This window comes from Streptomyces sp. NBC_01450 (genome assembly GCF_036227505.1).
Lineage (GTDB): Bacteria > Actinomycetota > Actinomycetes > Streptomycetales > Streptomycetaceae > Streptomyces.
The window spans coordinates 6,494,172-6,509,369 of sequence record NZ_CP109480.1 but is presented as its reverse complement, the minus strand read 5'-3'; the positions used below and the strand labels follow the sequence as shown (position 1 = coordinate 6,509,369).

At 70.9% G+C, this 15,198-nt stretch carries 16 protein-coding genes; 10 read left to right on the top strand and 6 right to left on the bottom strand.

The annotated features are described in order from the left end of the window. Nucleotides 1-208 precede the first annotated feature (208 nt). The gene (locus tag OG568_RS29115) at nucleotides 209-3,169 is read left to right on the top strand and encodes an AfsR/SARP family transcriptional regulator (RefSeq protein WP_329533685.1); all 2,961 of its coding nucleotides are present in this window, start codon (nucleotides 209-211) and stop codon (nucleotides 3,167-3,169) included. A 206-nt stretch (nucleotides 3,170-3,375) separates the two neighbouring features. After that, nucleotides 3,376-3,555: a hypothetical protein gene (locus OG568_RS29110; RefSeq protein WP_266583205.1), complete on the top strand. Its 180-nt coding sequence runs from the start codon at nucleotides 3,376-3,378 to the stop codon at nucleotides 3,553-3,555. 195 nt (nucleotides 3,556-3,750) lie between these two features. Here OG568_RS29110 and OG568_RS29105 read toward each other — a convergent pair whose 3' ends face one another. The 3 genes from OG568_RS29105 to OG568_RS29095 are packed head-to-tail and all read right to left on the bottom strand — an operon-like array spanning nucleotide 3,751 to nucleotide 4,723. After that, nucleotides 3,751-4,125, bottom strand: coding sequence for a hypothetical protein (locus tag OG568_RS29105; RefSeq protein ID WP_329533684.1), 375 nt, complete (start codon nucleotides 4,123-4,125; stop codon nucleotides 3,751-3,753). Beyond that, nucleotides 4,125-4,502, bottom strand: coding sequence for an ATP-binding protein (locus OG568_RS29100; protein ID WP_329533683.1), 378 nt, complete (start codon nucleotides 4,500-4,502; stop codon nucleotides 4,125-4,127). The genes OG568_RS29105 and OG568_RS29100 overlap by 1 nt, the downstream gene beginning before the upstream one ends. Beyond that, nucleotides 4,499-4,723, bottom strand: a complete 225-nt coding sequence (locus OG568_RS29095; protein WP_329533682.1) for a hypothetical protein — start codon at nucleotides 4,721-4,723, stop codon at nucleotides 4,499-4,501. The genes OG568_RS29100 and OG568_RS29095 overlap by 4 nt, the downstream gene beginning before the upstream one ends. A 127-nt stretch (nucleotides 4,724-4,850) precedes the next feature. Between OG568_RS29095 and OG568_RS29090 the strand changes: the two genes are divergently transcribed. From OG568_RS29090 to OG568_RS29075, 4 genes are all read left to right on the top strand, one after another. Continuing rightward, complete coding sequence (locus OG568_RS29090; protein ID WP_329533681.1) at nucleotides 4,851-5,702, top strand: helix-turn-helix domain-containing protein; 852 nt, start codon at nucleotides 4,851-4,853, stop codon at nucleotides 5,700-5,702. Next, nucleotides 5,683-5,883: a DUF397 domain-containing protein gene (locus OG568_RS29085; protein ID WP_329533680.1), complete on the top strand. Its 201-nt coding sequence runs from the start codon at nucleotides 5,683-5,685 to the stop codon at nucleotides 5,881-5,883. Before OG568_RS29090 ends, OG568_RS29085 begins: the two co-directional genes overlap by 20 nt. Nucleotides 5,884-6,283: 400 nt before the next feature. After that, nucleotides 6,284-6,643, top strand: coding sequence for a DUF6247 family protein (locus OG568_RS29080; RefSeq protein ID WP_266583217.1), 360 nt, complete (start codon nucleotides 6,284-6,286; stop codon nucleotides 6,641-6,643). After that, complete coding sequence (locus OG568_RS29075) at nucleotides 6,636-6,905, top strand: hypothetical protein (RefSeq protein ID WP_329533679.1); 270 nt, start codon at nucleotides 6,636-6,638, stop codon at nucleotides 6,903-6,905. The genes OG568_RS29080 and OG568_RS29075 overlap by 8 nt, the downstream gene beginning before the upstream one ends. 4 nt (nucleotides 6,906-6,909) lie before the next feature. Here the strand turns inward: OG568_RS29075 and OG568_RS29070 are convergent, their stop codons facing one another. Further along, a complete protein-coding gene (locus OG568_RS29070) occupies nucleotides 6,910-8,517 on the bottom strand; it encodes a FadD3 family acyl-CoA ligase (protein ID WP_329533678.1) in 1,608 nt (535 codons plus the stop codon). A 101-nt stretch (nucleotides 8,518-8,618) separates the two neighbouring features. On the opposite strand from OG568_RS29070, the gene OG568_RS29065 reads away from it, so the two are divergent. Genes OG568_RS29065 through OG568_RS29055 form a run of 3 tightly spaced genes read left to right on the top strand, consistent with a single transcriptional unit; the run spans nucleotide 8,619 to nucleotide 10,987 of the window. Then, a complete protein-coding gene (locus OG568_RS29065; RefSeq protein ID WP_329533677.1) occupies nucleotides 8,619-9,767 on the top strand; it encodes a lipid-transfer protein in 1,149 nt (382 codons plus the stop codon). Between the two features lie 9 nt (nucleotides 9,768-9,776). After that, nucleotides 9,777-10,208, top strand: coding sequence for a Zn-ribbon domain-containing OB-fold protein (locus OG568_RS29060; protein ID WP_329533676.1), 432 nt, complete (start codon nucleotides 9,777-9,779; stop codon nucleotides 10,206-10,208). Then, the gene (locus OG568_RS29055; RefSeq protein ID WP_329533675.1) at nucleotides 10,205-10,987 is read left to right on the top strand and encodes an enoyl-CoA hydratase/isomerase family protein; all 783 of its coding nucleotides are present in this window, start codon (nucleotides 10,205-10,207) and stop codon (nucleotides 10,985-10,987) included. Before OG568_RS29060 ends, OG568_RS29055 begins: the two co-directional genes overlap by 4 nt. Nucleotides 10,988-11,108: 121 nt before the next feature. Here the strand turns inward: OG568_RS29055 and OG568_RS29050 are convergent, their stop codons facing one another. After that, nucleotides 11,109-13,433 (bottom strand): serine/threonine-protein kinase, encoded by a 2,325-nt coding sequence (locus OG568_RS29050; RefSeq protein ID WP_329533674.1) that lies wholly within the window; start codon nucleotides 13,431-13,433, stop codon nucleotides 11,109-11,111. Between the two features lie 160 nt (nucleotides 13,434-13,593). Further along, on the bottom strand, nucleotides 13,594-14,346 hold the full coding sequence (locus OG568_RS29045; RefSeq protein WP_329533673.1) for a VOC family protein: 753 nt from the start codon (nucleotides 14,344-14,346) through the stop codon (nucleotides 13,594-13,596). A 180-nt stretch (nucleotides 14,347-14,526) separates the two neighbouring features. Here OG568_RS29045 and OG568_RS29040 point away from each other — a divergent pair, with 180 nt between their 5' ends. Next, entirely contained in the window at nucleotides 14,527-15,162 is a 636-nt protein-coding gene (locus OG568_RS29040; protein WP_266434116.1) for a TetR family transcriptional regulator, read from the top strand. Nucleotides 15,163-15,198: the final 36 nt, after the last annotated feature.

The following is a 15,198-nucleotide window of genomic DNA, read 5'->3' as shown; positions in this document are numbered from 1 at the left end:
CCTGTCCGGTACGGCTCCGCGGGGCCGCCGCACGCCTCCGGAACGGGAGACTCTGTGCGGAGATGTACGCAGAGGTTGTGAGAGCCCTGTGATTCCCCGTGCCTGTACCGTGTGCACGCCTGTGATCGCTGTCTCGCACGGCTGACGCATCCGCCATGAACAAGGCAAACTGGCCTCGTAGTACTGACGGTTCGGCAGGGGGACGGCGATGGACGGTGTACCGCGAGTGCCGGAGCAGCGACGTGCCGGGGAATCGGCGGCGTTGCGCTTCAGCGTGCTCGGCCCGGTGCGCGCCTGGCGCGGCGAGGATTCCCTGCCCACGGGGTCCCCGCAGCAACGCGCCCTGCTGGCCGCGCTGCTGCTGCGGGAGGGCCGGACCGCCACCTCCGGCGAGCTGATCGACGCCCTGTGGGGCGAGGAGTCGCCGCCCCAGGCGCTGGCCGCCGTACGGACGTACGCCTCTCGGCTCCGCAAGGCCCTGGACCCCGGCGTCCTGATCAGTGAGTCCGGCGGTTACGCGATCCGGCTGGCCGGCGGCGACGGCACCCTCGACCTCGCCGAGGCCCAGGAACTCGCCGCCGATGCCGAGAAGGCCAAGCACTCCGGAGACCTGTGCTCCGCCCGCGATCTGCTGAACCGGGCGCTGGGCCTGTGGGACGGGGAGCCGCTGGCGAGCGTGCCCGGGCCGTACGCGGAGACACAGCGCACCCGCCTGGAGGAGTGGCGGCTCCAACTCCTCGAATCCCGCCTCGACATGGACCTGGAGCAGGGCTGCCACGCGGAGGCGGTCTCCGAACTCACCGCCCTGACCGCGGCGCACCCCCTGCGCGAGCGGCTGCGCGAACTGCTGATGCTCGCCCTGTACCGCAGCGGACGGCAGGCCGAGGCGCTCGCCGTGTACGCCGACACGCGCCGCCTCCTCGCCGACGAGCTCGGCGTGGATCCCCGCCCGGGCCTGAAGGAGCTCCAGCAGCGCATCCTCCAGGCCGACCCGGGCCTCGCGGAACCCTCGGCCCCGGCCGCCGAGCCCGCCGCGGCACCGGTCCGCCCCGCCCAACTCCCCGCCACGGTCACGGACTTCACGGGCCGCGCGTCCTTCGTCCAGGAGCTGAGTGACGTCCTGGCCTCCGCCTCCTCCGCCGAGGGCGAGGGCCAGGTCATGGCCGTCTCGGCGCTCGCGGGCATCGGCGGCGTCGGCAAGACGACCCTCGCCGTGCACGTGGCCCACCAGGCGCGCTCGGCGTTCCCCGACGGGCAGCTGTACGTCGACCTCCAGGGTGCGGGTCAGCGGGCGGCGGAGCCGGAGACGGTCCTCGGCGCGTTCCTGCGCGCCCTGGGCACGGCGGACTCCTCCATCCCCGACTCCCTGGAAGAGCGCTCGGCGCTCTACCGCTCGGTCCTGGACGGCCGCCGCGTCCTGGTCCTCCTGGACAACGCCCGCGACGCCGCCCAGGTCCGCCCCCTCCTGCCCGGCACGGAGGGCTGCGCCGCCCTCGTCACGTCCCGGGTGCGGATGGTGGACCTGGCGGGCGCCCACCTGGTGGACCTCGACGTGATGTCCCCGGAGGAGGCCCTCCAGCTCTTCACGAAGATCGTCGGCGAGGAGCGGGTGGCGTCGGAGCGCGAGGCGGCCCTCGACGTCGTCGCGGCCTGCGGCTTCCTCCCCCTCGCCATCCGCATCGCGGCCTCCCGGCTGGCCGCCCGCCGCACCTGGACCGTCTCGGTCCTGGCGGCGAAGCTCGGCGACGAGCGCCGCCGCCTCGACGAGCTCCAGGCCGGCGACCTCGCGGTCAAGGCCACCTTCGAACTCGGCTACGGCCAACTGGAGCCGGCCCAGGCCCGCGCCTTCCGCCTGCTGGGCCTGGCCGACGGCCCCGACATCTCCCTCGCCGCTGCGGCCGCCGTCCTCGACCTCCCGATCGACGACACCGAGGACCTCCTCGAATCCCTCGTCGACACCTCCCTCCTGGAATCCGCCGCCCCCGGCCGCTACCGCTACCACGACCTCGTACGCCTCTACGCCCGCGCCTGCGCCGAACGCGACGAACAGCCCCCGAGCGAGCGCGACGCGGCGATGTCGCGGTTGCTGGACTTCTACCTGGCCACGGCGGCGGGGGTGTACGCGATCGAACGTCCCGGGGACCGGCTGGTGGACCATCTGGAGGCCACGGAGCACCCGGGGCTGGTGTTCGACGATCGGCATCCGGCGCACGACTGGTTGTACGCCGAAGCGAACGCCCTCCTTTCGTGCGTTCGCCAGTCAGTGGCGGACAGCCGACTTCGCAGGGCTGTCGACCTGCTCTGGGCCGCCAAGGATCTTGCCGAGTCGGGAGCCAATTCGCGCGAATACGAGGTCGCCGCGAACGCGGCGCTCGAGCGTGCTCGTGCCATCGGCGACGCGCGTGCGGCCGGGCGGGCGCTGACTACGCTCACCGACGTTCACATGGTCGCGGGACGCTTCGATCAAGCTGACGCGGCCGCCGTCGAAGCCACGCGCATGGCGCAGGAAGCGGACGACCCCGTTGCCAGTTGCTGGGCCCCCAACACCCGCGGCATCATCGCCATCTACCAGAGTCGGCACGCCGAGGGTGAGCAGCACCTGACCTCGGCCATCGAGAATTTCCGCCGCGACAAGAACCGGCCGGGCGAGGCCAGCGCACTGTGCAACCTGTCCCGCATTCACCTGGCCACGGAACGTGTCGACAGCGCCGTCACTCTCGCTCAACAAGGCATCGACATCTACGACTCCACAGGGAACGCCCTCAGGGGCGCGAACGGGCGCTACGCCCTGGGTTTGGCGCTCACCCGCAACGGGGAACTCGGCTCGGCGGCCGAGAGCCTCGTGGAAGCCCTGGAGACCTTCCGGGACAGCCGTCAGCGGCTCTGGGAGGGGATGACTCTCTTCCGGCTCGCCGAGGTCGATCTCGCCGCCCGGCGGCCGGCGCAGGCCGCGTCCAACGCGGAGATGGCTCTGATCGTGCTGCGGGACATCGGCGGGGAGTGGCGACGTGGGCTCGTGCTCACAGTCCTCGGTCGCGCCCTCAGCGGCATCGGACAGACCGGTCGCGCCCAAGTCTGCTGGCGAGAAGCCCTGGGGATCCACGAGGAGTTGGGCTCACCCGAAGCGGACGAGGTGCGCAGCCTGCTGACCCTGGCTGCCGCTGCCTAGCCGGGTGTCAGGGCGTTCATCGAACGTTTATCGCCTCCCGACATGCTCACTCCTGTCGTTCCGTCGCGTCGGGGGGCAGGCGGATCGGTAGTGAGGCCGTGAGGTTAATCTGAGCGGCCGATCGGTGCCCGTCCGGCGTCCATCGGGGGAGTTGCCGGGCGGGCCCCAAGCCTCTTGCCTGGAACAGAACTGGGGAGTTGACCTCTATGAGCGAAAAGAAGAGCGAGCCCATCGTCAAGCCGCAGGACCAGCACGCGACCGGTGAGGAACTCGTCGCGCTGGACCAGCACGCCACCGGCGAAGAGCTCATCGCGCTGGACCAGCACGCCACCGGTGGCGAGATCAAGCCGCTGGACCAGCACGCAACAAGCGAACCGTCCAACTGACCAATCACGACGGGGATCGGCCGCGGCGGCGCGGAGGGGGAGCCGCCGCGGCCGACGTGTGTCCGGTGCATGGTTCAGGTCAATCCGTGGCGGAAACCGTTCGACCCTCTCGAACAATCGCCAGGTGGGGCTGCCGCTCCAGCCTTCGCCGACCAGCACGCCACGGTCGTAACGCCGCAGGACCAACACGCCACCTCATACGGCCCACATAGATCCGTGGATGACCGACGAACCGCAGTCCACGCCCTCCAGCGCCAGTACGAGGGCCAGGCGACGCTCACCCTGGAGCCGGCGTTTCTCCGCCGCACGGTAGTAGGGGCGGGTAAGCGGGATGCCGGTGACGTCGACGCACTGGTCCGTGGCGGCTTCGCGGGCGTAGGGACTGCGTGGCAGAGGTGGGCGAGGGGACGACAACACCTTGCCCGGCTGCCACCGCGAGGTCTCCCTGGGCGCCGGCTCCTCCACCGGCAGGGACAACCGTCCGCCGGACCGCCGCCGTCTCCCTGTGCCGAGGAAAAAGGGAGCGACGAGGTGCCACAGCGGGAGCAGCAGAGACCGGAACGACAGCACTACGCCTCCCCCAATTCACACCACACCGTCTTGCCCGCCGCCCCCTGCTCCACGCCCCAGCGCAGCGCCATCGCGTCGAGCAACGCCAGGCCGCGCCCGGACTCGTCGTCGCCCGAGGCGCGCAGGAGGACCGGCAGGGCGCGCGGGTCGGGATCGGCGACCTCGACCCGCGTCCGGCCGCCGTCCGCGCGTACCACCCGCACCCGGACGGGTGTGCCCTCCCCCAGATGTCGGATGACATTGCCGACCAGCTCGGTGACGCACAGTTGGACATCGGCACAAGGCGCGTCCAAGTACTGGCGCACGATGCGACGCAGGTCGGGGACGGACTTGGGGAGGGCCGGGAGGTAGAGCTCAAGCTGCGGCGGTGCGTTCACTGTTCGGCCGCCTTCCGCACCGCGACGGTGAGCTTGCGCGCGGTGGCGGTGTTGCAGTTTCCGAGTGCGACCAGCCCCGCCGGAGGCGCATACGCACCCGTGAAACTCGGCAGGTCCGCGTGCAGGGAGGGGAGCGTGATGCCGTGGACGGCGAGAGCGGCGCGGAGGTCGTCCACGCAGCGGTCCACGTCATTGGCGGTGGGGGGTTGGGGGTCTTGCATGAGGTACGCCTTCCTGTGCACGCGTCCACACGTTCCGTGATGGATCAGTCACACGCTGACGCGAAACGGCGTACCGTAAAAGAGGTTTGGGTTGCGCAGCGCAATTGGCAAACGGCGGTGATGAGTTGTGCCCTCCCGTAAGGACCCCGACGCGTCGGCGAACGTCCCCTCCTTCTACGGCGCCGAGCTGCGCTTCAAGAGGGAACTGGCGGGCCTCACGCTCGAACAGTTGGCGGAGGGGAGCTTCCGTGGGGTCCCGTTCCTGAGTCAGATCGAACGGGGTGAGCGCCGTATACCGCTGGATCTGGCCCGGCACGTCGACATGAAGCTCAGCACGGACGGCTTTTTCGAGCGCCGTTGTGAAGATGCGCGCAGGGCACGGCAGTCGGGGCACGCGGAGTACTTCGCGGACGTGGCGGAGATGGAGCGGCATGCGGAGACGATCGAGGAGTGGGCGCCGATGCTGGTGCCTGGGCTGCTACAGACCGCGGCGTATGCTCGCGCGATCGTGCGGGCGGCCATGCCCCGGGCCTCGGACGAAGAGGTCGAGAAGAAGGTGAACGCCCGGATGGGGAGGGCGGAACTATTCGACTCGCAGGATGCTCCGAAGTTCTGGGCGATCCTCGACGAATCGCTGATCTGTCGCCCAGCCCTACCGGACGAGCAGATGGCCGAGTTACTGGACCACATCGCGGAGGTGGTCCACACCACGCGCTCCATTTTGCAGATCGTTCCGGAAACCGCCGTCGCTCACCCGTTCATGATGGGCATGACCAAGTTCATGACCTTCGCGGACGCTCCTCCCGTGGTGTACGCCGAGAGTCTGCACAGCGGCCAACTCATCGACTATCCAGCGCTCGTGAAGCAGTATCGGGAGTCGTACGATCTGCTCAGGGCCGTCGCACTGCCGCCTGAGACGTCCCTGGCCATGGTCGAGGCTGCGGCAGAGGACTATCGAAATGGCAAGCCACGAGATTGACTTGAGCGCCGCGCGCTGGCGCAAGAGCAGCTACAGCAACGGCACCGGCGGAGACTGCGTCGAGATCGCCACCGGCCTCCCGGGAGTCGTCCCCATCCGGGACTCAAAGCTCCAGGACAGCCCCGTCCTACTGGTCCAAGCCACGTCCTGGTCCACCTTCATCGCAAATCTGAAGCCGTAGTCCCGCCCCCACTGGGCGTTTGGCAGATTTGGGCCACCCACCCCACCCGATCACCGCCAGATCACCCCACCGCAGCAGCCCCACGTTGGCCCAATTCCGCCAAGCCCTCACCTCACCGACCTCGCCCGCCCCAGTTGTCCACAGGGAGAGACGGCTGGGGGCGTAACTCCGGGATCCTCGGGGTGTGGAGCTGAGGGAGCTGGCCGAAGGGGGTGTGTTGCTCACCTCGCGTGCCCGGGAGGGACGGGTGGACTCGGGTTCAGGCCGGGGCCCGAGCCGGGGTGGGGCGGGACGCCGACCGGCCCTCATGGCATCACTCAGGACATCAAGGCAAATACTCTGCGTCACCAGCGTGCTCTACCGTACCGTGGACATGGCACGGTCTCACGGAAGGACCAGGATGACCGCACAGCACATCGAGCCCGGCGGCCCCCTCATCCCGCGGCCCGAGCGAACACCCGGCGCGCTGCGTGTGGCGTTGGCCCAGGTCGCTCCCCATCGGCTGGCCGAGATGGAGCGGCAGAAGGACGAGGCCATCTCCCTGGCGGCCCGCACTGGCAGCCTGGGCCCGATCATGCAGTTCCTCGAAACGTGGGCCGTCGCGGTCGAGATCGCAAGGATCCCGTCCTCGGCCGCGAGGCTGCGTACGGCCGAGTACACAGCACAGACCGTCGACCAAGGCGACCCCGCATGGCGGGGCGCAATGGACGAAATCCGTACTCTCCACTCCTCCGCCGGGGAGTCACTCACCCGTGAGTAGCTGGCGCTGGGAGTACGACCCGAACGAAACCCATGTCATCGGCGGCGACAGCCCCGCGCCACCCGCCTTTGTCGCCGAGGTGGAGAAGCGAGCCGACGAGATTGCGCGTGCGGCGGAGGCCCTGCACCTCGACGGCAGCGCATACCAAGGCACAGGCGAAGGCGTGCAAACCGCGTATGTGCCCGGCGGAATGTTCCTCTACCTGACCGTTGCCCGACACGAGTGCGTCTACGTTCTCCAGGTCACCGCATGGCCGGTGTGAACACTCACCCCTCCCGCAACTCCCCCTTCACCACCTTCCCGCTCGCGTTCCGCGGTAGTTCCCGTACGAACTCCACCACCCGCGGCACCTTGTAGTTCGCCATCTCGCGCCGCGACCAGGCGATGAGATCGTCGGAGGTGAGGACGGAACCCTCCCGCCGTACGACATACGCCTTGCCGACCTCGCCCAGTCGGCCGTCCGGTACGCCGATGACCGCCACGTCCGCGATGTCCGGGTGGAGGCCCAGGAGCTGTTCTATCTCGGCGGGGTAGGCGTTGAAGCCGCCGACGATGAACATGTCCTTGATCCGGTCGGTGATGCGGAGGTTGCCTGCCGGGTCCAGGACGCCCACGTCGCCGGTGCGCAGCCAGCCGTCCGGGGTCAGGACGCGGGCGGTTTCCTCGGTGTCCTCGAAGTAGCCCCGCATCACGTTGAAGCCGCGGACCAGCACCTCGCCCGGGGTGCCCGTGGGCGCCTCGACGCGTACCTCCACACCAGGGATGGCACGGCCCGAGGTCGACGCGATCACGGACGGCGGGTCGCCCCGGCGGCACATCGTCACGAATCCGCTGGCCTCCGAGAGGCCGTACGCCGTCAGGACCGTCTCCACGCCCAGTTCGGTGCGCAGGCGTTCCACCAGGCGGAGGGGGACCACGGCCGCTCCCGTGACCACCAGCCGCAGCGTCGACAGGTCGTACGACGCCCGCGCCGGGTGGTCGAGGAGGGACTGGTGGAGGGTCGGCGGGCCCGGCAGGACCGTGACGCGCTCGGACGCGATGTTCGCCAGCACCGTGTCCACGTCGAACACCGGCTGCGGGATCATCGTCGCGCCCCGCATCAGACAGGCGAGCAGCCCGGCCTTGTAGCCGAAGGTGTGGAAGAAGGGGTTCACGATCAGGTAGCGGTCCTCCCGGCGCAGACCGGCCAGCTCGCACCACACCTCGTAGGCCCGCAGGCTCTGCGCGTGCGTGATCACCGCGCCTTTGGGCCGGCCCGTCGTGCCCGAGGTGAAGACGATGTCCGACGGCGCCGATCCCGGCACGGCCGCCGCCCGTTCCCGCACCTGAGCCGCCCCGACACCCTCCCCGTCCGCCAGGAAGTCCTTCCAGGTGCGGAAGTCGGCGGGGGCGTCGTCCGCCAGCACCACCACCTGTTCGAGGTACGGCAGTCCGGGGAGAGGGCCGTTTCCGGCCGTTCCGACGTCCTTCCCCTCCCCCTCCCTCTCCCCCGTCGCCCGTCGCAGGGACGCCACGTACGACGTCCCCAGGAACGTTCCCGTCACGAACAGCAGCCGCGCACGGCTCCGGGACAACACGTACGCGGCCTCGGCGCCCTTGAAGCGGGTGTTCAGCGGGACGAGCACCGCGCCCGCCGACACCGCGCCGAGCGCGGAGACGATCCAGTCCAGGGTGTTCGGCGCCCAGAGGGCGACCCGGTCGCCGGGCCGGACCCCGTTCGCGAGGCAGGCCGCCGCCGCGCGTTCCACTCGGGCGCCCAACTCGGCGTAGGAGACGCGCGTACGGCCCTCGACGACGGCCTCGCGGTCCGCGAAGCGCGTCGCCGCCGACCGCATCAGCCCCGGGATGCTGCCCCACTCCAGGTCTCCGCGCATCTCACGCCTCCGTAGGCACGAACCCACTAGCTGACTGACCGTCAGATTAGCTGTAGCCTGACGGCCTGTCAGCAGTCGGGCCCTTCCGTGGAGGTGCACCCATGCCGGGGATCAAGGACGCCACCGCCGTCGTCGGCATCGGTCAGACCCCCTTCGCCAAACAACTCCCCGAGTCCGAGAAGACCTTGGCCTGCCGTGCGATCCTCGCCGCACTCGACGACGCCGGAATCGCGCCTTCCGAAGTCGACGGACTCGCCTCCTACACCATGGAGGAGACCGACGAGGTGGAGGTCGCGAAGGCGGTCGGCCTCGGCGATCTCACCTTCTTCAGCAAGGTGGGCTACGGGGGCGGCGGCTCCTGCGCCACCGTCGCGCACCTCGCCTCCGCTGTCGCCACCGGCCAGGCGACGGTGGGCGTGGCCTGGCGGTCACGCAAGCGCGGCAGCGGGCCGAGGCCGTGGAAGAACACCGCCGTCCAACTCCCCACCCCCGCCCAGTGGACCCGCCCCTTCGGGCTGCTCAGACCGGCCGACGAGATCGGCATGCTGGCCCGTCGCTACATGCACGAGTACGGCGCCACCCGCGACCACCTCTTCAACGTCGCCCTCGCCTGCCGCAACCGCGCCAACCAGAACCCCGCCGCGATGATGTACGAGCGCCCGCTGACCCGCGAGATGTACATGACCTCGCGCTGGATCAGCGAACCCCTCTGCCTCTTCGACAACTGCCTCGAGACGGACGGCGCGTTGGCCTGCGTGATCGTGTCCGCCGAGCGGGCCCGGGACTGCCGGCAGCGGCCCGTGTACGTCCACTCCGCCGCCCAGGGCCTGCCCGCCCAGCACCACGGCATGGTCAACTACTGGAACGACGACCCGCTCACCGGCCCCGCCTGGACCGCCGCACGGCACCTGTGGAAACACGCCGACTTCACCCCGGACGACGTCGACGTGGCCCAGATCTACGACGCCTTCACCCCCCTCATCCCGCTCTCCCTGGAGGGCTACGGCTTCTGCGGACGCGGCGAGGGCGCGGCCTACACGGAGGGCGGCGCCCTGGAGATCGGGGGCCGGCTGCCCCTCAACACCGGGGGGGGCGGACTCAGCGAGGCGTACGTCCACGGCTTCAACCTCATCAACGAGGGCGTGAAGCAGTTGCGGGGCACGAGCACCGCCCAGGTCCCGGGGGCCGCCACCTGCCTGGTCACGGCGGGGGAGGGCGTCCCCACCTCCGCGATCCTGCTGAGGAACTGAGGAGCCGACATGACCGAGCCCCTTCTCTCCCCCGTCCCCGACGACGACGGCGCGCCCTTCTGGGGGTACGCCGCCCAGGGCGAGCTACGGATCCAGGCCTGCGCCGACTGCGGCGAGCCGCGCTTCCCGCCCCGCCCCTGCTGTCCCCACTGCCAGTCCTTCGGCAGCGAATGGCGTCGGATGAGCGGCCACGGCCGCGTCTGGTCGTACGTCGTCCCGCACCCGCCGCTGCTCCCGGCGTACGCGGCCCTGGCCCCGTACAACGCGATCGTCGTCGAACTCGCCGAGGCCCCCCGCATCCGCCTGGTCGGCAACCTGGTCACGACCCCCGGCGCCCCGCTCGACTCCTTCTCCCCGGAGCGGATCCGGATCGGGGCGCGGGTACGGGTCGTGTTCAGCGGGGAGGGGCTGCCGCAGTGGGTTCTGGAGGGCCGGTCGTGAGCGGCGGCGGGCTGCGGATCTCGACCGACAAGGACACGGGCGTCGCGGTCCTCACCCTGGACCGCCCGGAAAGACTGAACGCCATCGACGAGGCCCTGGCCGCCGAACTCGCCGCCGCCTGGCGGGCGTTCCGCTTCGACGACTCCGTACGGGCCGTCGTCCTCACCGGTGCGGGCGAGCGGGCCTTCTCCACCGGCCTCGACCGCACCACGGAGACTCCGCAGCCCGCCTCCCCCTACATGGTGGACGACCCGCTCCTGCGTATCGGCCCCAAGGCCAACGACCTGTGGAAGCCGGTCGTCGCGGCCGTGCGGGGGATGGCGTGCGGAGGCGCCTTCTACCTCCTCGGGGAGGCGGAGTTCGTCGTCGCCGACCAGACCGCGACCTTCTTCGACCCGCACACGACGTACGGCATGGTCAGCGCGTACGAGTCCGTGTACGCGGCGCACCGGATGCCGTACGGGGAGGCGGCGCGTACGGCACTCATGGGGAGCGCCGAACGGATGTCCGCGCGGCGGGCGTACGACATCGGGCTGGTGTCCGAACTCACCCCGCCCGGGGGTGCGTTGGAGGCCGCCGTCCGCTGTGCGACGGTGATCGCCGGCTATCCCTCCGAGGGGGTGCAGGGCACCGTACGCGCCCTGTGGGCGGCGCACGAGGCGGCCCGCGCCCACGCCTTCGCGCAGGCGCCCCACCTCATCTCCCTGGGCAACCTGCCCCCGGCCCGGCAAGAGGAGTTGTTCTCCGCACGCCGACCGAACGGGTTCCGGGTGCGGTGACGCGTCTGCGGCCGAGTGGGGGCCGGGGCGCAGCCCCGCCCCCCAGGGGCGCGGGGAACTGCGCGACCAGCCACAGACGGCCCGCGGCCGAATCACCGCACCCCGGGGGGACCGGTCCCCCCTACGCCGTGCGTGCCGTCCCCGTTCCCTTCTCCGCGTCCAGCGCGTACACGCACCGGTCCTTGCTGCACGCGTACACCACCCCGTCCTTGACCACCGGCGCACCGGTGATCTCCCCACCCGTCGCCAGCTTCCAGCGGAGCCGGCCGTCGTCCGCCTTCAGGGTGTAGAGGAGATGGTCCGTCGAGCCGAAGTGGATACGGCCCTCGGCGACCGCGGGCGCGCCCACGAGGTCGCCCCCGGCCTGGAAGCGCCACTTCGGGGTGCCGGTGACCGCGTCGAGGGTGTACAGCCCCTTGCCGCTGCCGACGTGGACGTGGCCGGCGGCGACCAGGACGGGTTCGATCGAGGAGCGGGCCTCGGTCGCGATGCGCCAGCGGTCGCGGCCGTCCGTCGCGTCGAGGGCGTACACCGTGCCGAGGTAGTCGGCGAGGTACACACCGCCTCCCGTGACCGCGGGCCCGGGCACGAAGGTCGGCGGGGAGAGGAAGACCGCGGGGGCCTCGAAGTGCCAGCGGACGTGCCCGCCGGCGACGTCGACGGCGAGGACGCGGGTGCCCGCGGAGATGTAGACGTAGCCGTCGGAGGCGGACGTGATCCGTACGGGTACGCCCCCGCAGGACGCCGCGTCACCGATCGGGTACGACCACCGCTCCTCACCCGTACGGGCCTCCAGGGCACACAGCCGGGCGTCCTTCCAGACGTACACCGTGCCCTCGTGGACGGCGGGCCCGGCCTCCGGGGACTCGAAGTCGGTCTGAGCGCCGGTGATCTCCCACAGTTTCTGGCCGTTGGAGGCCTCCCAGGCCTGGACGCCGCCACCGCGCGTACCGGTGATGACGGTCCCGCGGTCGGCCTTCAGGGAGTACACCCAGGCGTCTGTGGACAGACGCCACAGGTCCGCGCCCTCCCGCGCGTTCAGGGCGAACAGGGTGGGGCCGTCGGAGGCGTGGATACGGCCGTCCGCGACCGCCATGGACCAGGCCACGTCCCGCGTCTTGAAACGGCGGCGGCCGGTCGCGACGTCCAGGGCGTGGACTTCGAAGGAGGTGACGTAGACGAGGTCGCCCGCGACCGAGGGCGTACCCCAGACGTCGTTGGACATGCGGAAGCGCCAGGGCCGCCAGCCGGACGGGGAGTCCGGGGCGGGCGGCGGAGCGACCGCCGGCGCGGGGTCGGCGCCGTTGACGCCGACGCGCGGGCGGGACCAGGCGGCGGCGAGGCCCGCCTCCGGAGGAGGTGCCTTCACGGCGGCCGCACGGGCGTCGGCGACGCGCGGTCCGGGGCCGATGGGCACCTGGCCGCCCGCGAGCCGTACGGGGCCGGTGTCGGGCGCCCCGACGGGCACGGGAGCGTGCGAGGGCGGCGGCGGAAGGGCGGGGCGCCCGCCACCGCTGCGACCGCTGGAGGGCGGGGGCTTCAGCGCCGGACGGCCACCACGGCGTGACTCGATCAGGCCCACCGCCCGCTCGGGCAGCCACGCCGACGCCGTACCGCTGTCGTCGGAGCCGGAGCCGAAGAGGTGGGGTGCCAGCTGGGCCTGGAGGTCGGCGGGGTTGGGGCGGCCGGTCGCCTCCATCTGCATGCAGGACTCGATGAGGGGACGCAGCTCGTCCGGGAGGCCCTCCAGGTCGGGGCCCTCCCGCAGCAGCATGAAGACCGTCTCGACCGGGTTGGCGCCGTGGAAGGGCGCGTGTCCGGTGGCGGCGAAGACGAGCATCGAGCCGAGCGAGAAGACGTCGCTCGCGCCGGTGACGCTGCGCGAGTCCTTCGCCTGTTCGGGGGACATGTAGGCCGGGGTGCCGACGGCGACATTCGTCATCGTCAAACGGGTGTTCGAGACACCGGAGGCGATACCGAAGTCGATGACCCGCGGCCCGTCCTCCACCACCAGCACGTTCGAGGGCTTCAGGTCCCGGTGGACGAGCCCGGCGCCGTGGATCGACTGCAGCGCCTCCGCGACGCCCGCCGCCAGCCAGCGCACCGCCTGGGCCGGCATCGGCCCGCACTCAGTCACTATTTCCTCGAGAGAGGGCGCCGGAACGTACGCGGTGGCCAGCCACGGCACCGCGGCGCGCGGGTCGGCGTCGACCACGGCCGCCGTGTAGAAGCCGGAGACCGCTCGCGCGGCCTCCACCTCACGAGTGAAGCGGACCCGGAACAGCTGGTCCTCGGCGAGCTCGGTCCTGACCGTCTTGATCGCCACGCGCCGGCCCGAAGCCGAGCGCGCGAGATAGACCAGCCCCATGCCGCCGGCACCCAGCCGTCCCAGCACCTCGAACGGCCCGATCCGCCGCGGATCGTGCTGTGTCAGCTGATCCACCACTTGCCTGCCACCTCCCCGTACGAGCCACGTCATCCACGTATGAACGCGGCCCCGTGCAGCGTCTCACCACCGCACCGCCATGGCGGCACGCACCCCGATTCTTCCTGTCCGGGCCACAGGTTGCGAACCCGGGGGCGGAACGGGGTGTCTCAGGACATAATCACCGGCCCCGTACCTGGAGTACGGCGAACGACGCCCCTTGATTGTCCGCGACGACGGCCGCCCTTCCGTACGAAGTGTCAAAAGGGGGCGCCTGGACGCGTCCGCCGAGCCCGTTCACCGTACCGAGGACCGCGTCGACGTCCTCCACCCCGAAGTGGACGAGGAAGTGCGGCGGCATCACGGCCGGGAAGACACCGGAGACCGGGGCACGGCCGAAGTCGGGCGAGGCGTCGGGGCCGAACAGGGCCTCGTGGAACAGGGCGCCGTAGAAACGGTCGACGGTCCCCGGGTCCCGCGCGTACAACTCGGCCCAGCAGAAGGAGCCCGGCTCGCGCCGTTCACCGAAACCGGGGTGGGTGCCCGCCTGCCACAGACCGAAGACCGCGCCCTCGGGGTCCGTCACGAGGGCGGCCGTACCGTAGGGGCCGACCTGGGTGGGCGCGGTGATCACCTGCCCGCCCGCCACCTGGACCCGGGCCGCGAGCGCGGCGGCGTCCGGGGTCGCGAAGGACACCGTCCAGACGGTGGGCATACGGCCGTCACGCTTGGGGGCGAGGGCGGCGACGGGCTCCCCGTGATGGCGCGCCCACACGCCCTCCGCGTACGGCCCGAACCCCTCCCCGAAGGTCCAGCCGAACAGCTCACCGTAGAAACGTCTGCCTGCCTCCACATCGGGAAGCTGCGCGTCGACCCAGCAGGGGACGCCCTCTGGGCAGGCCTGCGTCGCGTCGGGTGCCCCGGATACGGCCATGCGACCAAGTTAACGGCCTTTCATCCACTCCGCTCCTCCACTCCGCGCGACGGCCCGCACACCCTCAGGCACCTCCCGCACCCCCCACTCGCCACCCGCACTCCCCCCACGCACCCCATTTGCAGTCGGCCGAATCGCGCTCCGATCACCCCTCGGTAAGCTGACGGCATGACAGGACAAGTGCGTACCGTCGACGGCCGCGTGGCCGGACGGCGAGGGCAGGCGACCAGGCAGAAACTGCTCGACTGCCTCAGTGAAATGCTCAGCTCGTCGCCGTACCGGGACGTCAAAGTCATTGATGTCGCCCGGAAAGCGGGCACGTCTCCGGCGACTTTCTACCAGTACTTTCCGGACGTCGAAGGCGCCGTTCTGGAGATCGCCGAGCAAATGGCCGCGGAGGGCGCCGGGTTGACCCAGCTCCTCGAGGGGCGCTCCTGGGTCGGCAAGGCCGGCTGGACGACCGCCCAGGAACTCGTGGACGGTTTCCTGGAGTTCTGGCGGAAGAACGAAGCGATCCTGCGCGTGGTCGATCTGGGCGCCGCCGAGGGCGACAAGCGCTTCTACAAGCTCCGTATGAAGATTCTCAACTCGGTGAACAACTCGCTCGCGGACTCGGTCTCCGAGCTCCAGTCCAAGGGCAAGGTCGACAAGGACGTGAACCCCGCGGCGATCGCCGGTTCGCTCGTCGCGATGCTCGCCGCGGTGGCCTCGCACCAGAAGGGCTTCCAGACCTGGGGCGTCAAGCAGGCCGAACTCAAGCCGAACCTGGCGCTGTTGGTGCACCTTGGGGTCACCGGGAAGAAGCCGACCAAGTAGCGCGACCGTATCTGCTGGGGTCCCCGTTCGGCCCAC

Excerpts from the sequence above, each read along its gene's own strand:
- OG568_RS29115 (WP_329533685.1), top strand. The coding sequence starts at position 209 with ATGGACGGTGTACCGCGAGTGCCGGAGCAGCGACGTGCCGGGGAATCG.
- OG568_RS29110 (WP_266583205.1), top strand. The coding sequence starts at position 3,376 with ATGAGCGAAAAGAAGAGCGAGCCCATCGTCAAGCCGCAGGACCAGCAC.
- OG568_RS29095 (WP_329533682.1), bottom strand. The coding sequence starts at position 4,723 with ATGCAAGACCCCCAACCCCCCACCGCCAATGACGTGGACCGCTGCGTG.
- OG568_RS29085 (WP_329533680.1), top strand. The coding sequence starts at position 5,683 with ATGGCAAGCCACGAGATTGACTTGAGCGCCGCGCGCTGGCGCAAGAGC.
- OG568_RS29080 (WP_266583217.1), top strand. The coding sequence starts at position 6,284 with ATGACCGCACAGCACATCGAGCCCGGCGGCCCCCTCATCCCGCGGCCC.
- OG568_RS29070 (WP_329533678.1), bottom strand. The coding sequence starts at position 8,517 with ATGCGCGGAGACCTGGAGTGGGGCAGCATCCCGGGGCTGATGCGGTCG.
- OG568_RS29065 (WP_329533677.1), top strand. The coding sequence starts at position 8,619 with ATGCCGGGGATCAAGGACGCCACCGCCGTCGTCGGCATCGGTCAGACC.
- OG568_RS29060 (WP_329533676.1), top strand. The coding sequence starts at position 9,777 with ATGACCGAGCCCCTTCTCTCCCCCGTCCCCGACGACGACGGCGCGCCC.
- OG568_RS29045 (WP_329533673.1), bottom strand. The coding sequence starts at position 14,346 with ATGGCCGTATCCGGGGCACCCGACGCGACGCAGGCCTGCCCAGAGGGC.